Source organism: Anaeromassilibacillus sp. 1001302B_160321_C8, from assembly GCF_015554745.1.
Lineage (GTDB): Bacteria > Bacillota > Clostridia > Oscillospirales > Acutalibacteraceae > Anaeromassilibacillus > Anaeromassilibacillus stercoravium.
In genome coordinates, this window is the sequence record NZ_JADNJD010000020.1 from 15,743 (window position 1) to 31,381 (window position 15,639).

Consider the following 15,639-nt stretch of genomic DNA (forward strand, 5'->3'; position numbering starts at 1 on the left):
TTCTCATGTCCTTTTGTGAGAGGATTCTCTTTTTTTACGGCTATCTTTTAAAATTTGCCGCAGGGACTTATCGTCCGGCTTTTCTTCCCGGAATCCTTCCCCTGTGATTTCCCCCGCCTCGCCTACAATCACAAATGCGTTTGGGTCCACCGCATGCACAATATCATTGACCTTGCACACCTCATAACGCCGCACCGCGCAAAGCAGCATTTCCCCCTCGCGCCCGCTGTAAAGGCCGCGGGATTTTAGCGCCGTAACGCCGCGGTCGAGCTCGATCAAAATCCGTTGGGCAATTTCCTGGTTTTTTTCTGAAATGATAAACAGCACCTTGCCATTCCCCATATCCGTACCATAGAGGATGGTATCAATCAGCCGGGTTGAGACAAAAATGGTAATCAGCGCATATAATGCGCTTTCCATGCTCTGGAATGCAAAACCCGAAAATGTGATAATAACAAAGTCCACGCCAAGCATGAGCTTTCCCATGGAGAGGTGGCGGAAATGCCGCCCTAACAGGCGCGCCACCATGTCTGTGCCACCCGTAGTCCCACCGCGCATGAAGACCAAAGCAAGGCCTGTTCCCTCCAGCACACCGCCAAATATGGCGGCCAGCATGGGGTTTCCTTCATAGGGGGGCACTACATATCCCATCAGATCAATTGCCGCAGAGGATAACAACGTCGCCACGAAGGTTTTCGCCACCATCTTATAGCCAATTTCCGTAACCGCCCAAAGGAATATCGGGATATTGATGAGGAAAGCAGTCGTACCGATCGGCGTGTGGAACAAATAGTTCAACACGATGGACAAGCCCGTCACCCCTCCAGAGGCAATTTGGTTCGGCGCAGTAAACATTTTCACCGATACTGCATAGACCAAGCTTCCCGCTACAAAAAACAAGATATCCTTGGCAAGCGCTTTGGATCGCTCCTGTCTCCACGAAATCTTCATAGCACCCCCTCCTCTCATGTCAACGTCTCATTTTTCCATCAAATGCTGCCCATCCTCCTCATCCAACGCCTCACATGCAAGCTGAAACAGCTCGCGAAGGCGCTGTAAGTTGCCGGTCAGATAGACATAACCGAACAGCGCTTCAAAGGCCGTGGCCGCATGGTAATCCGCAACCTTGGCATTCTTCGGCACATGCCCCACATGCGCATTCCGTCCGCGGTTGTATACCGCTGCCTCTTCCTCCGTCAGCATGGGAAGAAGCTTTTTGGCCGCGGCAGCCTGGGCGCCGCAGCAGACCTGCTCCACCGAGCGCTTATGCAGCTTGTTAACCGGGCAATTGCCCTGGCAAACCAGCTTTTCCCGTACGAAAAGTTCGAACACACCGTCCCCCACAAACGCCAGCGTCAAAGGGCTAAGCTGTTTTGGGTCGCACTGGGCACCAAATAACCGTTCCAAACGTATCACTCCACAAAATCGAATTCAATTTCATAAATGCTGACGGTATCGCCCTCCTGGATACCCGCATCCCGAAGGGCGTCAATCACGCCAGTCTGGATAAGAACACGCTGGAAATATTGCAGCGATTCGTAATCGTCGAAATTGACGGAGTTGATGACCTGCAACAGCCATTCGCCCTCCACCATATAAACGTTGTCCTGTTTGGTGATCTTGACGGCATTCTTTTCAAAGTCCTCCACCGGCTTCTGCGGCAGGGGCTCCGGCTCATAGCGCTTGACCGGCGGCAGCTTACTCAGCAGCTCGGAGATACGGTTGAGAAGCGGGTCCACATCGTAGCGGATCGCCGCCATGATGGGAAAGAACTCGTATCCCTTGCCCTCCACATAATTCTTAAAGTCCTCAATTTGTTCATCCGTGGCAAGGTCGCACTTATTGCCCGCTACCAGCATGGGACGCTCTGCCAATTCCGGATTGAACTTTTTCAGTTCCGTATTGATGATCTCAAAATCCTGTTTGGGATCGCGGCCTTCGCTTCCTGCAACATCCACAATGTGGACCAAAAGACGGCAGCGGTCCACGTGACGGAGAAACTGGTGCCCCAGCCCAACCCCTTCGCCCGCGCCTTCAATCAGGCCGGGGATGTCTGCCATCACAAAGGAGCGGCCATCTTTCAGCCGCACCACGCCGAGCACCGGTGTAATGGTCGTAAAATGATAGTTGCCAATGGTCGGCTTCGCCTCGCTCACGACGGAAACCAGGGTCGATTTGCCCACATTCGGATAGCCAACCAGCCCGACGTCTGCCAAAAGCTTCAGCTCCAGGATTAGCTCAAAGCTTTCTCCCGGCGTGCCCGGTTTCGCAAAACGCGGCGTCTGACGGGTTGGCGTGGCGAAATGGATATTCCCCCAACCGCCGCGGCCGCCCTTTGCGATGACCTGCGGCTCATCGCTGGAGAGGTCCGCAAGAATGCGTCCGGTCTCGGCTTCCTTGACCAAAGTGCCCCGCGGCACGCGGACGATGAGATCCTTGCCGCTCTTGCCATTGCAGCGCGCACCGCGGCCATTTTCCCCACTCGGGGCTACATATTTGCGCTTATAGCGGAAATCCGCCAGGGTGGAGAGGTTGTCGTCCACCTGGAAGACAACATTGCCGCCCTTTCCGCCGTCGCCGCCGTCCGGCCCGCCGGAGGCCACATACTTCTCCCGATGGAATGCAACGGCTCCATCGCCGCCTTTGCCTGCTTTGACGGTGATTTTTGCATGGTCGATAAACATCGTGTATCACTTCCCTCATATTGGGCTGCCCGTTGGACAGCATAGGGCGTAGATAAATCTTTCCACGCTCCTTCTTTTTGTATACCAATCTCCCCGCAGAAACCGAAAAAATCCCTGCCGAACGGTTCCGGCAGGGATTTGTCATTCTGGTAAAATTACTGCTCCACAGCGTAAACGCTGACCTTTTTGCGGTCGCGGCCCAAACGCTCAAACTTGACGCGGCCATCCACCAATGCAAAGAGGGAATCGTCGGAACCTCTGCCCACGTTCTCGCCCGGATGAATGTGCGTGCCACGCTGCTTGACGAGGATATTGCCCGCCAACACAAACTGGCCGTCTGCGCGCTTCACACCAAGACGCTTGGACTCGGAGTCACGGCCGTTCTTGGTGGAACCCATTCCTTTTTTATGTGCGAACAGCTGAATATTTATCTTCAACATACCTTACACCTCCACATAACTTACATTGATATTTTCTGAATATTGCTCCTCAAGCCCCAACATATGAAGCTTGAAACCCGCGAACAAAACGCGGCAGTCCCTGGCTGCTTTGGCCGGGATACGCACAAGCATGTAGCCTTCTTCAGCTGCCACCTGCGCCTCCACACCGATAATCTCCGTCACCGTGTTGGCCGTCATATATGCCGCGGAGGATACCGCCGCACAGATGATGTCGTTGCCCTCTTCCCCGCTGCCGGAATGACCGCTGATGCGGAACCCCACCAAGTCGCCGTCGGGCCTGGTGAAAAATTCAGCGCAGATCATTACGCATTGATGGCTTCAATCTGCACCTTGGTGTAGGGCTGTCTGTGGCCCATCTTGCGCTTTTCACCCTTCTTGGGCTTATAGGTGAAGACCGTGATCTTCTTGGACTTGCCGTTCTTCAAAACCTTACCGGATACGGACGCACCCTCCACATACGGTGCGCCGACCTTGATGTCGCCGTCGTTGTCCAGCATGATGACCTTGAAGTCAACGGTTGCGTCTGCTTCCACAGCAAGCTTCTCGACAAAAATAGTGTCGCCAGCCTGGACCTTGTACTGCTTGCCGCCTGTTTCAATCACTGCAAACATGAATTCCTGTTCCTACCTTTACTTTAGTCTCGCTACTATCGGGCGGGAAGACCCACTTATAGCCCGTAATATGCGGCTTATCCATATTAGCATATCCTGTCAAAAAAGTCAATCCTTTTCCCTGCTAACTGCGGCGGGAAGCCAAGCTTTTTGCAAAATCTGCCAAAGCCTTTCCTTCTTCCCCAAAGGGCTCCAATGCGCGCACGGCTGTATGGGTGAGCTCTTTCACGCGCTGTTTTGCCGTTTCCAACCCCAAAAGGGACACATATGTCGACTTCTGGTTTTCCGCATCGCTGCCGGTCGCCTTGCCGAGCGTCGCCGCGTCGCCTTCCACATCCAGGATGTCGTCCACAATCTGGAACGCCAAGCCAATGGCCCGCGCGTAGTGCTCAGCAGCGTCTCTTTGACGTTCATCCGCCCCGGCGAGCGCACAGCCCATCCGCGCAGAGGCCAAAATCAAAGCGCCCGTCTTTTTTTCGTCCATCTCCTGGAGCGTTTCCAGGGAAATGGCTTTGCCCTCGGAGCGCAGATCGATCTCCTGCCCGCCGACCATCCCATGGATGCCCGCTGCGGACGCCAACTGAAATGCCGCTTCCGCCGCGCAGTCCGCCCCAACCGCCGCGAGGCTCTCCGGGGAAAGCATGGTTGCGAACGCCAGCGTCAACAGGCCGTCCCCTGCCAGCAACGCGGTATCTTCCCCATAGGCTTTGTGATTCGAGGGTTTCCCGCGGCGCAGGTCGTCGTTGTCCATGCAGGGGAGATCGTCGTGGATGAGCGAATAGGTGTGAATCATCTCCACTGCGCAGGCAAACGGCAGCGCCGCCTGCACGTCCCCGCCGCACAGCCGGCAGAACTCCAAAACGAGCGTTGGCCTCACGCGCTTGCCGCCGTCCAAAAGGCTGTAGCGCATGGCCTCAATCAACCGCTCATACCGGCAGTGTTCTTTTGGGAGAAGTTCCTCCAATTTTTGCTCGATCATGGGAAGATATGTGTCAAGCTTCATGCCTGTTCCTCCTTTTCCAGCGTAGAGAGTTGGGTGATCTTTTGCTCTGCCTGTTTCAGTTTCTCATAACAGAGTGTTGCCAGGGCGGACCCCTCTTCAAACAATTTCATGGAGGAATCCAACGATTCTCCCCCCTCTTCCAGCTGTTTGACAATTTCGTCCAGCCGGGTAACCGCAGCCTCAAACGTCGTCGCTTTTTTTGCCATCTCCCGATTCCTCCTGTTCTGAAAAACGTTCTGTCCGTTCGACCAAACATGCAATCTGTCCATCCAAAAGCCGCAGGGAGAGCTTGTCCCCCTTTTGCGCCTGCTCCACGCTGGAAACGACTTCACCGCCCGCGGCACTGGCGATTGCATAACCGCGGGAAAGCACTTGCAGCGGGCTCAGCGCGTGCAGCCGACCACTGAGTGCAGCCAACCGCGCTTCATCCTCCGTCAGCCTTCGTTTGATGCCGTCGGAAAGCCGCGTGAACAACTCGTCGATGCGCATGCGCTGGACCGCCAGAAGTTCTTGTGGATTGCGCAGGACGCGGCTACCCGCCAGGGAATCCACCTGCTGGCGCAGCTGTTCCAGCCTTGCACGCAGAAAAGAGGCCATCCGTGCCTCCTGATTTCGGATGGTGGAAAGCCAATCCGCTTGATCCGGCACGGCCAGCTCCGCCGCGGCCGAGGGGGTTGGCGCGCGCAGGTCCGCCACGAAATCGCAGATCGTAAAGTCCGTCTCGTGCCCCACCGCGGAGATCACCGGGATTTTGGATGCGGCCACTGCGCGCGCAAGCGCCTCCTCGTTGAAGGGCCAGAGATCCTCCAGCGATCCCCCGCCGCGTCCCAGGATGATGACATCCGCACAGCGGAGACGGTTCATCCGCTTTAAAGCGTCGATCAGCTGCGGCGCCGCACCTTCCCCCTGCACCAACACAGGGCAGAATATGACCTCCGCCAACGGCCACCGCCTAGCCAAAATGGTCACAATGTCATGCACCGCCGCGCCGGTTGGGGAGGTAATCACGCCGATGCGCGTGGGAAAGGGCGGCAGCGGTTTTTTTCGGTCCGCGCGGAATAGCCCCTCGGCGCCCAGTTTTTCTTTGAGCTGTTCAAAAGCCAAATTTAAAGCGCCTACGCCATCCGGCTGTAGATCCTCAATGTAAAGCTGATACTGGCCGGTGGGCTCATATACGCCAATATGCCCGCGCGCAATCACTTTCATGCCATCCTCGGGCAAAAAACGCAAGCGCCGCGCATAGGTGGCGAACATAACCGATTTCACCACGCTCTTCTCATCCTTCAGCGAGAGATAAAAATGTCCGGACCGGTAGTGATTGGTAAAATTCGAAATCTCCCCGCTGACGAAGACGCTTGTGAGGTTTAGGTCCCCCTCCAGCAGGGATTTGATATACGTATTCAATTGTGTAACGGTCAAAAGCACCGGTTCCACCATCGTCCGATTCCTCCCGGAGATCCAGAATTCCAAAGTCCGTCTAGCATGCGCCGCAGCGTTTCATCTCGGTGAGCACGGCGATGCCGGCCGCGTTGTCGCTGGAAAACGCGGGCTCCGCAAACACTGCGCCGTATTTTTCCGTAAGCGCCTCTCGAATGAGACGGTTGGACATCACGCCGCCCGCAAACAGCATCGGCAATCCGCCGTACTCTTTTTGCAACGCGGAGGCCATGCCGTCCAGCGCCGCCAGGATGGAAAGGAGGCAATAGCGCGCCACGTCCTCCCGCGGGCTGCCATGATCGAGCATTTTCCTGCATTGGTTCTCCACGCCGGAGAGGGAACAATCCGCCCCCTTCATAGACGGACGGATTTTAAACGAAGCATCCGACTGCAACGCCAATTCCTCCAGGAATTTCCCCGCGGGAAACGGCAGCCCTAGCATTCCGCCCACGCGGTCAACCGCTTGTCCCCCTTTTAAGTCGAGCGAACGTGCGACGATCTCCGCCTGGAAAAGATGCTCCCGGTCCGGCGTGACCCGCACCGCCTCGGTGGTTCCGCCGGAGACATGGAACGCCAAAAACGGCTCCTGCAAAAAGGAAAGCTTCCCCGCGGAATAGAGCGCCGCCGCAATATGCCCCGCCTGATGGGAGAACGAAAAGAAAGGCACGGAAAGCGCCGTTGCCACCGCCTTCGCCGTGCCTATTCCCACTGTGAAACAGGGCATATAAGAGTCCTCCTGGTCGCGTGGACGCGCGGACGCCCCCACCGCTTCGATTGCACCTTCGCCGCCAGCTCCGTGGAACAGCCGTTCCAGGATCTGAGGAAGTTGCTGCACGTGGTGGAAAACGGCGTCGCTCTGCCGCAGGCCAAGTTCGCCTTTCCGCACCGGCAGCAACTGCTTTTCCTGCCGGATCTTGCCGCCGGTATAGAGCGCAGCGGAGGTCGTGTAGTTGCTCGTATCGATGCCCAGAACCTTATGCATGTTTTTCACCGAATTCCTTTGCAACCGATCCAAGGACCCCGTTGACAAATGGAGCGTCCTCCGCCGTCCCATATTTCTTTGCGAGGTCGACCGCCTCGTTGATCGAAACGCTGACCGGGATCTCGTCTTCAAACAAAATCTCGTAAATCGCCAGGCGCAATAGGGACAGGGAAACCTTTGACAGGCGGTTCATCTTCCAGCCCCGGATATTCTTCTCAATCTGTGCGTCGATCTCCGCCTCATGCTGCTCCGCACCCTCGGCAAGGCGCTCTGCAAAATCGTCTACAATCATATCCTTGGACAAACCGGCCGCGTCGATGATCCGGCTGACCGACTCCCGGTTGATGGTTCTTTCAAAGGTCAGGGCAAACGCCTGCTCTCTGGCTTCGCTTCGTTTCATAAGCTTCCTCCGCGTAACTTGTCAAAATAAGAAACCCTCCACAATTGTGGAGGGTTCAAAAGGTTCGTTCGGTTTTCAAACTTCCACGCGGTTATTATACCACAGTCTGGAAGAAAAGCACAAGGGAGCCGCAGAAGAAATCCTACTGGTTCTCCACAATTTTGATCTTATCGTAGGTGACGCCCGCCTGCCCAGCCACAATGTCCTTGATGACCACCGCGTTGTTCGGGTCCGATTCCTTGACCTTCACCACCACATTGCATTCCCCGTTTTGCAGGAATACCACGCAGTCCTCAAACCCTTTGGCCTTGATGAGGTTCTCGATATTACTCTCCTTCAGGACATTCTGCGCCACGACCGCCGCCTGTGCAACCGCATCTTTCTTGGCCGCGTCGCTCTGTTCCGCGTCCTGTAAGACCTTTTCCAGCAGCTCTACCGCCTCATCCCGCGCCTTTTGACGGCTCAAGCGCGCCTGCGTGAAATAATCGTTTGCATCCGTGCTCTGTCCCGCCTCGGAGGAAACCGGTGCGCTGGACGACTCTGCCGGCGCCGAGGAGGACGGCACGGAGGCATTGACCAGTTGTGCTTCTCCGAGTTCCTTCTGCGAGGTGACCGTATTCGTTGCAAGCAGTTGATTATCCCCTGAGAATTGCCAATTCAAATAGACGGCTGCCCCCAGCGCGACGACCAAGGCCGCAAGAACAAGCTGACGTTTTCCAATACCCATACGTATGTACTCCTCCTGTTGTTAATTTTCGCCCTGTATTGCAACGCCGGGCACAGCAGTGATCCGGCCGGGCCTACCCTGTATCCGCGGCTTTGACCACGCAGACCCGGACCGATGTGATATCCAGCGCCGTGGTCACAGCATCGATCACGCGCTGTTGCACCACCGGATCGTCCCCGCCGTCGCACACCACTACCACCCCCTTGACAACCGGCTGCACCTCGGTCACGGCCAGCGCCCGCTGGGAGCCATCGGCGTCTTTCACCAGGATGTAGTTGGTTTCTGTGCTGTTGTTGGAGCCGCGATCCTCAGTGGTCTGGGTGCTGCGTTTTTCCTCCTGTGCATACACCTGTTCCGCGCTGCGTTCCACCGTCACCATCACCTTGGCGTTGCCCGCCCCTTGAATGTTGGTGACCAATTCGGCAAGGCTCTGCTCCAGCTCCTGCGTATACGCCTGCGCGGACTGCGCCGCCGGTTGAGAGGACGCCTCCTGCGTCTCCTCCTTTCCCGGGCTGAACAGCCCGGACAGAAAGATCAGCGCAATGCCCGCCACCCCTGCGATCACAACCCATTTGCGGCAGGTTTCGTTCTCCGCAAACTTTTCAAACCAACTCTTTTCTTCACGATCCTTCGTCGCCATGCGCCGTTACCTCCACTTCCAGCCCAAGCGTCTCCCGCAGATGCGCTTGCGCTCGGGCGCAGTCCCCGCCGTATTCTTCGGCCAGCGTGACCTCCACCCTGTTAATACCTATGCTGTTGTCCGCGTTTGTATCCATCCACACCACAACTTTTTCACTTTTTATGTCCATTCTGCTCAGCTCTGCCGCAACGAGGTTCTCAATACTGGCACGCGCCGCGGTCTCCATCTGGTTTTCCACTGTGCTTTGCAATTGGGTATTCTCCTGTACTTGCCCTTCGATGGGGAAAGTCCAGGCGATCTGCATCCCCAGGTTTTTCAAGGGCATGGCCAGCGCGCAAAGGACAAACGCCCCGAGCACAAGCTTTACCATCCGTTCCATTGCGCCGCTCGGCGCCAATCCCTGTAACAGGGCGGCCGCTAAAGCCGCCAGGCAGATGGCCGCGCTCCATTCGCGGACCGCCCCCATCATCCTCCCCCCTTTCCCATCAGCAGTACAATCGCTGTAGAAACCGTCAGGATGGTCATACAGCACAGCACAATCGCCAAAATCAACTCGACCGCTTTGGCAACCGCCCGCAACAGCGAGGTGATCTCCTTAAGCTCAAAGACATCCCCCGCCCCTGCACAGACGTTGAGCGTCACCATCCAAAGCAGGCATTGCAGGATGACGGGCAAAAAGATCAGTGCGCCCGCCAGAAGGCCAAAGGCTCCCACGCCGGATTTCAGCAGCTTTACACAGCCGGTCACCGTTTGTAAAGCGTCTCCCAAAGCGCTCCCCACCACGGGTACAAAACTGCTGACCACAAATTTGGCAGCCTTTGCCGTCGTCTCATCCATGGAGGACGCCACGATGCTATGTACCGTCAGCAAGCCGGCGAAGACCGTCATGCAAAAGCCGAGCACCCATTTGACCACCTTGTGAAACGCGTTGCAGATGCCGCTCAGGTTTACCCCTGGGGAAATAGCAGACACAATGGAGAGGGCCAGAAAAATGTTGAGGCAGGGGACCAAAATGCTGGCAGAAAGGATGGAAATGACATTCCCGACCGCCATCATCAGTAAATTGTACGATCCTGCGGAGACGGGCTGCCCTGCGGCCAGCATGATGCCGGCGAGGACCGGCACACAGGCCAGAAGAAAGCCCGCTGCGGCCTGCACCACTTGTGCCGCATGCTCAATGCACGCCACCACCGGCCCCACCACCGTGGTGCACACGCAGAGCGCGCCAACCATGCCGATCACTCCGCCGAGCTGTTTTTCCCCCAGGGACAGTTTCATCCCATTGCATAGAGCGCAAAGCAACATAACGGCAATGACCGAGGCTGCCGCTTGCAGCGGCCCTCGGGCGTTTTCCTGCGCCATGCCGCCGATTTCCGAAAAGAGAGCCTCCGGCGTGATCGAAGTCAACGCCTGCCAATCCGTCCCGTCAATTCCGAGTTCCTCAAGCGTATGTTGCGTCTCCTGCGGAAGCTGCTCCGGCAAGTCGGCCGCACCGCTCTCTTCCAATTGTTCCGTATAGTAGTCCTCCGTCGATTCCGCCCACGCAATGGGCGCAAACAACACCGTTAGGACGAGCGCCAACGCCAGGCAAACCATCCGTTTCAATCGACATCCATCCTTTTTCTATCCGCCGATCAGCCCAAGGGCCGTCTGCGCAATATCCTCAAACAGCGGCAGGGAGAGCACAAGAATGGAGATCTTCCCTGCAAGTTCCACCTTGGACGCCAGGGCGCTCTCCCCGGCGTCCCGGCAGGAATCGGCCGCAAACTGCGCCAAGAAACAGATGCCCAGCGTCTTAAACAGAATCAATCCATACTCCTGTGTGAGCCCCACCCCCGAAAGCAGGGTCGTGATCTCCCGAACCGCCGGAGAGATATTCCGCAGGATCTCCACCAGGATCACCACCCCGGCGATGATGCTGATGATGACCGCATATTCCTGGTTATACCGCTTGAGTGTCACCGCGAAGATTGCTGCAATCAGCGCCGTGCCCACAATGCCGATGATGTTCATCCCCGCACCTCCCCACTGGGGCAGATCCATTGCACCGTCACAGCCCGAAAATGGATTTGATGGACTGGAACAGCACGTCGATCTGCTGGATAATCATCATCAGTACGACAATCAACCCGGCCAGCGTCGTCATCATGGCCTGTTCCTCCCTTCCGGAGCGAACCAAAAGCTGGTTGAGCACGGCGACGATGATGCCAATCGCGGCAATTCGAAAGATCAGATCCACATCCATTTTCTTTTCCTCCCCATCGCCCTGGTTCGAACCAGGGCTGTGTTTGATATTCCGCCGTTCAGCATAGGAATAAAGCGACGGCAATGCCTGAAAACGATCCCAGCATCAGGTAGAGCTTTCCTTTGCGTGCCTTTTCCTGCCGCGCACGCTCCAACCGGTCTTGGAACAGCTCCGCGTACAGGCGGCAATGAGAAAGCTGCCCTTCCACGTCGCTGGCCCCAAAGCCGCTCCCAAAGTCGCGCAACAAGGTCTGGTCCTCCTCGGTCAGGCCCGTCCCCTTCGCCCCTGTGCGCACCCCCCCTTCCCAGGCGGTGTGGAAATCCTCTCCCGCTCTGCAATAGGCCAAACACTGCTGCAAACAGGCAAGACTACTCCCGTGCCTCTGGAGAATCTCCACAACGGACGCCGCTGAATAGCGGATCTCCGTCTGCGCCGCGTTCAGGAAACGCAGCATCTCCTCAAGCTGTGCAACCCTCTGCGAGAGCCTATGCGACTGTACATATCCCGCTATGGTCCCGGCCGCGATCAGCAACAGAATTCCCAGAACCTTGAGCAAGCAACTCACCTGCCTTGTATACCTCCGCCACACGGCCGGGTTCCCGGCTTCCTTCCAGGAGCACCACATAGCCAAACGCCCCGGTATGAAGGAGGCTGACCGCCTGCTGCCGGCGCAGAAGTTCCCGCACATTTCCCGCATGGACGCTTGAAATCATGCCGACGCCCGCATTCAGGCCCTGGGCGGCGGCTTCCACATCGGCCAGACCTCCCAGCTCGTCACAGATGATAAACTCCGGGGAAAGCGACCGGATGGCTTGAAGAATCCCTTCCCCCTTTGGATAACCGTCCAGTACATCACAGCAAGGCCCCAAATCGTTTTGCGGCACCCCGCGATACGTCCCCGCCAGTTCCCCGCGTTCATCCACCACCGCCACCTTTCGCACATCTCCGCACAGGCCGGAGGACAGCTGCCTAGCCATGTCGCGCAGAATGGTTGTTTTTCCGCTGGCAGGCGCCCCGGCAATCAGCACCCCTTCCCGCAGATTCTTCCCCACCGCTTGCAGCACGGCGCTGGCGCATCCATACACCTGGCGCGCAATGCGGATATTGATGGAGCTGATGTCCCGCAGGCTGCCGATGCTTCCGTTGGAGATCACCGCCGTCCCGCAAAGGCCCACGCGATGCCCGCCGCTGAGGGTGATAAAGCCGTTCTTGATCTCATTTTGGTGGCTGTATACCGAATAGCTACAGATTCCCCGGAAGGTCTCATCGATGTCCTCGCGGGTTGCCCGCATCCCGTCCGGCTCTGGCCGGCAGGAAGGCCGTCCGTTCCGATTCAAAAAATATACGCCGCCCGTACAACAGATGGAGACCGGCTGGTTGACCCGGAAGCGGATCTCCTGCGCCTGCTCCTTCATGTCGGTCGGCAGCAGGAACAGATAGTTCCGCAGACGGTCGCAGACCGCACGCGCCGCCGAATCGAATCTGCTTTCATAGTTGTTTTCCATCTCTTGTCCTCCTTTCCATACATATCTATGGACAAGGGCCACTTCTTAGAACAAAAAAGGCCCTCGGAAGGAAAATCCCTCCGAGGGCACAACCCAAACACTTTATCATTCTGTTCTTTCTATTGGTCAAATCGCCGTATGCAAAACAAACGATTCGATCGCCTCGCGCGTCCCCTGCACCGACCCTTGGACCAGCGCGGCCTTTCCACCGCCGCGGCCAGCAAACGCCTGGTTGAGCGCTTTTCCCAACGGCCGGACGTCCTCCTGGCCTGCAACGGCATATTTCCAGCCTTCTGCATCGCTTCCAGAGAACACCGCCGCCAGCCCAGCGCGCTCCGCAAGGGCCAGGCAAAAATGGCGCAGGCTGTCCGGGGACAATCCCTCTTCAAAGAAGCAAACACGCTCCTGCCCCTCCGGTACAGCCGCGGCTTTTTGCGTAAAAATCTCCTGTTGCAGCTGGTAGACCTGTTGGCGCAGGCCGTCCCGCTCAGCGAGTAAGCGCTCGACCGCATCAACTACTTCCTCCGGCTTTGCGGAGAGCAGGACCGAAATCGCCGTGACGCTCTTGAGCTTTTCATCGTAGTCTTGAATCGCCCGACTGCCGAATTGAAGCGTCACGCGGACGCCGCCCTTATAGCGCTGCACGGAAAGCACTTTGATCGCGCCCACCTCCCCGGTGTGCGCCGTGTGCAGGCCGCAGCAGGCGCAACAATCGTACCCAGGCACCGTCACGATCCGGACCTCCCCGGTCAGCTCCTTTTTGCTGCGGTAATCGATCTGCGCCAGCTTCTCTTTGGGCGGGCATTCCGCCAGAATCGGCAGATTTTCGTAAATTGCTTGGTTGGCCAAACGTTCCACCTGGGCCATCTGCTCCGCAGAGAGCTCCCCATTAAAATCGACCGTAACGGCCTGCGCCCCCATGTGGAACCCCACATTGTCCAAATGGAACAGGCGATGCGTGATCCCGGAAACGATATGCTCCCCGGTATGCTGCTGCATAAACAAAAAGCGCCGCGGCCAGTCGATCTTTCCTTCCACGCTTGTTCCCACCGCAAGCGGATGGTCCGTGGTGTGCAGCAAATTGCCATCCTTTTCTTGGACATCCAACACCTTGGCGTCGCCAAGCGTGCCGTGGTCCGCAGGTTGTCCGCCGCCCTCCGGATAAAACGCGGTCCGGTCGAGCGTAACAACATAGCCATCCTTTTGCGCTTCACAGCTGGTGACAACCGCTGTAAACTGCTGTAAATAGGCGTCCTCATAATAAAGCCGCTGCGTCGGCATTGTTTCCATTGCGGTTTTCCTCCTCAGATTTCCATTTCGTCCATCAGGCTGCGCATAGCCAGGATCGTCTTTTGGATCAACTCTTCCAGCGGCCAACCGAGCATATCCGCGCCCGCTTGGATCACTTCACGCGAACAGCCTGCGGCAAAATTGAGGGTCTTAAACTTCTTCTTGACCGATTTCACTTCCAGGTCAGAAACGCTCTTCGAAGGGCGCATCAAGGCCACTGCGCCGATCAACCCCGTGAGCTCATCGGTCGCATAGAGGACCTTTTCCATGATGTGCTCCGGCCGGATGTCCACCGCCGGATACGCATGGCTGGCCGTTGCGCGGATGATGCGCTCGTCGATACCGTTTTCCCGCATGATCTCCTGGCTTTTGATACAATGCTGCTCCGGGTACTTCTCAAAATCGAGGTCGTGCAGCAGGCCGACCACTTTCCAAAAGTCCACTTCGTCCGGGGCCAACTCCTTTGCAAACCATCCCATTACCCCCGATACGATTTTCCCGTGCCGGAGATGGAAGGCATCCTGGTTATATTGTTCCAATAGCGCTTGCGCCTGTTCCAGTGTTGGTATCATGGTTTTTCCATCCTTTCTATTTGTTTACTGGCGGAGTGACCGCCCATTTCAAACAATGTTCCTGTTTGCCGCCGAACACACGGTACCCTTCCATAAGATCGTTCAGTGGGGCGCGGTGGGTAATCAGGAAATCCGTGTTCAATTTTCCACACGCGATGAGCTTCATCAGCCGGTCGCAATGGACAGCGTCCACGCCGCCCGTCTTAAAGATCAAATTTTTGCCATACATGTTTGGGAGCGGAAACGGCTGCGCCTGCTCGTACATGGCGACCAGGGCCACGACGGAATTCGGCCTGGCGATCTGCCACGCTGTCTGGAAGGTATCCGCACCGCCCGCCGCTTCGATCACAGCGTCCGCGCCGCGCCCCTGCGTCAAAGCGCGCACCGCTTCCTCTGCGGATTCTGCGGAAGGATTGATCGTATATGTAGCGAGCCCCAATCGCTTTGCAAGCTCTAGCCGGTGCGCGTCAATGTCCAATAGGATGACATCCCCCGCGCCAAACAAACCCGCACACATGGCGGCACAAAGCCCTACCGGTCCAGCGCCGATCACGGCGACCGTATCCCCCGGCTGAATTTCCGCCAGCTCCGCGCCGAAATACCCGCTGGATAGAATATCTCCCAAAAACAACGCATTGTCGTCGGTCACATGGTCTGGGATTGGGGTAAGCCCTGTATCCGCATATGGCACGCGGACATATTCCGCTTGGCAGCCGTCGATCCGGCAGCCGAGTTCCCAGCCGCCATGCGTACAGTTGTTGATAAACCCTTTGCGGCAAAACCAACAGTCCCCGCAAAAGGTGATGCAGTTGGCCGCAACACGCTCGCCCACCTTGCGCTTTTTTACGCTTTCCCCAACGGAGACAATCTCTCCGACAAACTCATGCCCCAACACTGTTCCCGGTACGGCCCGCGGGACCGCTCCGTTCAAGATGTGCAGGTCGCTGGTGCAAATCGTCGAAAGGGTCACTTTTACTATTGCATCGCCCGGCTCTTTCAACACGGGGACGGGGCGCTCCTCCAAACGCAGGTCGCCCAACCCGTGATAAACTGCCGCCAACATGGTCTTTTGCATGATGCTC

General features: G+C 57.1%; 22 protein-coding genes. All 22 read right to left on the bottom strand.

The annotated features are described in order from the left end of the window. Positions 1-3: 3 nt before the first annotated feature. On the bottom strand, positions 4-951 hold the full coding sequence (locus I2E77_RS12125; RefSeq protein WP_191441368.1) for a YitT family protein: 948 nt from the start codon (positions 949-951) through the stop codon (positions 4-6). A gap of 27 nt (positions 952-978) precedes the next feature. Next, positions 979-1,407, bottom strand: a complete 429-nt coding sequence (locus I2E77_RS12130; protein ID WP_087231800.1) for a Mini-ribonuclease 3 — start codon at positions 1,405-1,407, stop codon at positions 979-981. A gap of 5 nt (positions 1,408-1,412) precedes the next feature. Beyond that, the gene (gene obgE, locus I2E77_RS12135; RefSeq protein WP_195451316.1) at positions 1,413-2,684 is read right to left on the bottom strand and encodes a GTPase ObgE; all 1,272 of its coding nucleotides are present in this window, start codon (positions 2,682-2,684) and stop codon (positions 1,413-1,415) included. 155 nt (positions 2,685-2,839) lie between these two features. Then, positions 2,840-3,124 carry a 50S ribosomal protein L27 gene (gene rpmA, locus I2E77_RS12140; RefSeq protein ID WP_050698087.1) on the bottom strand — a complete coding sequence of 95 codons (285 nt, stop codon included), beginning with the start codon at positions 3,122-3,124 and terminating at the stop codon, positions 2,840-2,842. Positions 3,125-3,127: 3 nt separating this feature from the next. Continuing rightward, on the bottom strand, positions 3,128-3,448 hold the full coding sequence (locus I2E77_RS12145; protein ID WP_087231795.1) for a ribosomal-processing cysteine protease Prp: 321 nt from the start codon (positions 3,446-3,448) through the stop codon (positions 3,128-3,130). Further along, complete coding sequence (rplU, locus tag I2E77_RS12150; protein WP_191362864.1) at positions 3,448-3,756, bottom strand: 50S ribosomal protein L21; 309 nt, start codon at positions 3,754-3,756, stop codon at positions 3,448-3,450. The genes I2E77_RS12145 and rplU overlap by 1 nt, the downstream gene beginning before the upstream one ends. A gap of 124 nt (positions 3,757-3,880) precedes the next feature. Then, complete coding sequence (locus I2E77_RS12155) at positions 3,881-4,759, bottom strand: polyprenyl synthetase family protein (protein ID WP_191395354.1); 879 nt, start codon at positions 4,757-4,759, stop codon at positions 3,881-3,883. Beyond that, positions 4,756-4,965 carry an exodeoxyribonuclease VII small subunit gene (xseB, locus tag I2E77_RS12160; protein WP_191362866.1) on the bottom strand — a complete coding sequence of 70 codons (210 nt, stop codon included), beginning with the start codon at positions 4,963-4,965 and terminating at the stop codon, positions 4,756-4,758. Before xseB ends, I2E77_RS12155 begins: the two co-directional genes overlap by 4 nt. Beyond that, positions 4,940-6,196 (bottom strand): exodeoxyribonuclease VII large subunit, encoded by a 1,257-nt coding sequence (xseA, locus tag I2E77_RS12165; protein ID WP_195451317.1) that lies wholly within the window; start codon positions 6,194-6,196, stop codon positions 4,940-4,942. The genes xseB and xseA overlap by 26 nt, the downstream gene beginning before the upstream one ends. A 40-nt stretch (positions 6,197-6,236) precedes the next feature. Then, entirely contained in the window at positions 6,237-7,178 is a 942-nt protein-coding gene (locus I2E77_RS12170; RefSeq protein WP_195451318.1) for a peptidase M22, read from the bottom strand. Then, a complete protein-coding gene (gene nusB / locus I2E77_RS12175) occupies positions 7,171-7,578 on the bottom strand; it encodes a transcription antitermination factor NusB (protein ID WP_087231777.1) in 408 nt (135 codons plus the stop codon). Before nusB ends, I2E77_RS12170 begins: the two co-directional genes overlap by 8 nt. Before the next feature lie 142 nt (positions 7,579-7,720). Next, positions 7,721-8,305, bottom strand: a complete 585-nt coding sequence (locus I2E77_RS12180; protein WP_087231774.1) for a SpoIIIAH-like family protein — start codon at positions 8,303-8,305, stop codon at positions 7,721-7,723. Between the two features lie 73 nt (positions 8,306-8,378). Then, on the bottom strand, positions 8,379-8,945 hold the full coding sequence (locus I2E77_RS12185) for a stage III sporulation protein AG (protein WP_087231771.1): 567 nt from the start codon (positions 8,943-8,945) through the stop codon (positions 8,379-8,381). Beyond that, positions 8,926-9,411, bottom strand: a complete 486-nt coding sequence (locus I2E77_RS12190) for a stage III sporulation protein AF (protein ID WP_172749596.1) — start codon at positions 9,409-9,411, stop codon at positions 8,926-8,928. The genes I2E77_RS12185 and I2E77_RS12190 overlap by 20 nt, the downstream gene beginning before the upstream one ends. After that, a complete protein-coding gene (locus I2E77_RS12195) occupies positions 9,411-10,541 on the bottom strand; it encodes a stage III sporulation protein AE (protein ID WP_243252618.1) in 1,131 nt (376 codons plus the stop codon). The genes I2E77_RS12190 and I2E77_RS12195 overlap by 1 nt, the downstream gene beginning before the upstream one ends. Positions 10,542-10,568: 27 nt before the next feature. Continuing rightward, the gene (locus I2E77_RS12200; protein WP_087231762.1) at positions 10,569-10,958 is read right to left on the bottom strand and encodes a SpoIIIAC/SpoIIIAD family protein; all 390 of its coding nucleotides are present in this window, start codon (positions 10,956-10,958) and stop codon (positions 10,569-10,571) included. Between the two features lie 37 nt (positions 10,959-10,995). Next, on the bottom strand, positions 10,996-11,190 hold the full coding sequence (gene spoIIIAC / locus I2E77_RS12205; protein ID WP_087231759.1) for a stage III sporulation protein AC: 195 nt from the start codon (positions 11,188-11,190) through the stop codon (positions 10,996-10,998). A gap of 58 nt (positions 11,191-11,248) precedes the next feature. Beyond that, positions 11,249-11,746 (bottom strand): stage III sporulation protein AB, encoded by a 498-nt coding sequence (locus tag I2E77_RS12210; protein WP_207738254.1) that lies wholly within the window; start codon positions 11,744-11,746, stop codon positions 11,249-11,251. Then, positions 11,676-12,695, bottom strand: a complete 1,020-nt coding sequence (locus I2E77_RS13775; RefSeq protein WP_191405716.1) for a stage III sporulation protein AA — start codon at positions 12,693-12,695, stop codon at positions 11,676-11,678. Before I2E77_RS13775 ends, I2E77_RS12210 begins: the two co-directional genes overlap by 71 nt. A gap of 126 nt (positions 12,696-12,821) precedes the next feature. Continuing rightward, positions 12,822-13,985, bottom strand: a complete 1,164-nt coding sequence (locus I2E77_RS12215) for an alanyl-tRNA editing protein (protein WP_237967107.1) — start codon at positions 13,983-13,985, stop codon at positions 12,822-12,824. A gap of 14 nt (positions 13,986-13,999) precedes the next feature. Continuing rightward, positions 14,000-14,557 (bottom strand): hydrolase, encoded by a 558-nt coding sequence (locus I2E77_RS12220; protein ID WP_195451320.1) that lies wholly within the window; start codon positions 14,555-14,557, stop codon positions 14,000-14,002. Between the two features lie 16 nt (positions 14,558-14,573). Continuing rightward, positions 14,574-15,632, bottom strand: a complete 1,059-nt coding sequence (locus I2E77_RS12225; RefSeq protein WP_195451321.1) for an alcohol dehydrogenase — start codon at positions 15,630-15,632, stop codon at positions 14,574-14,576. Positions 15,633-15,639: the final 7 nt, after the last annotated feature.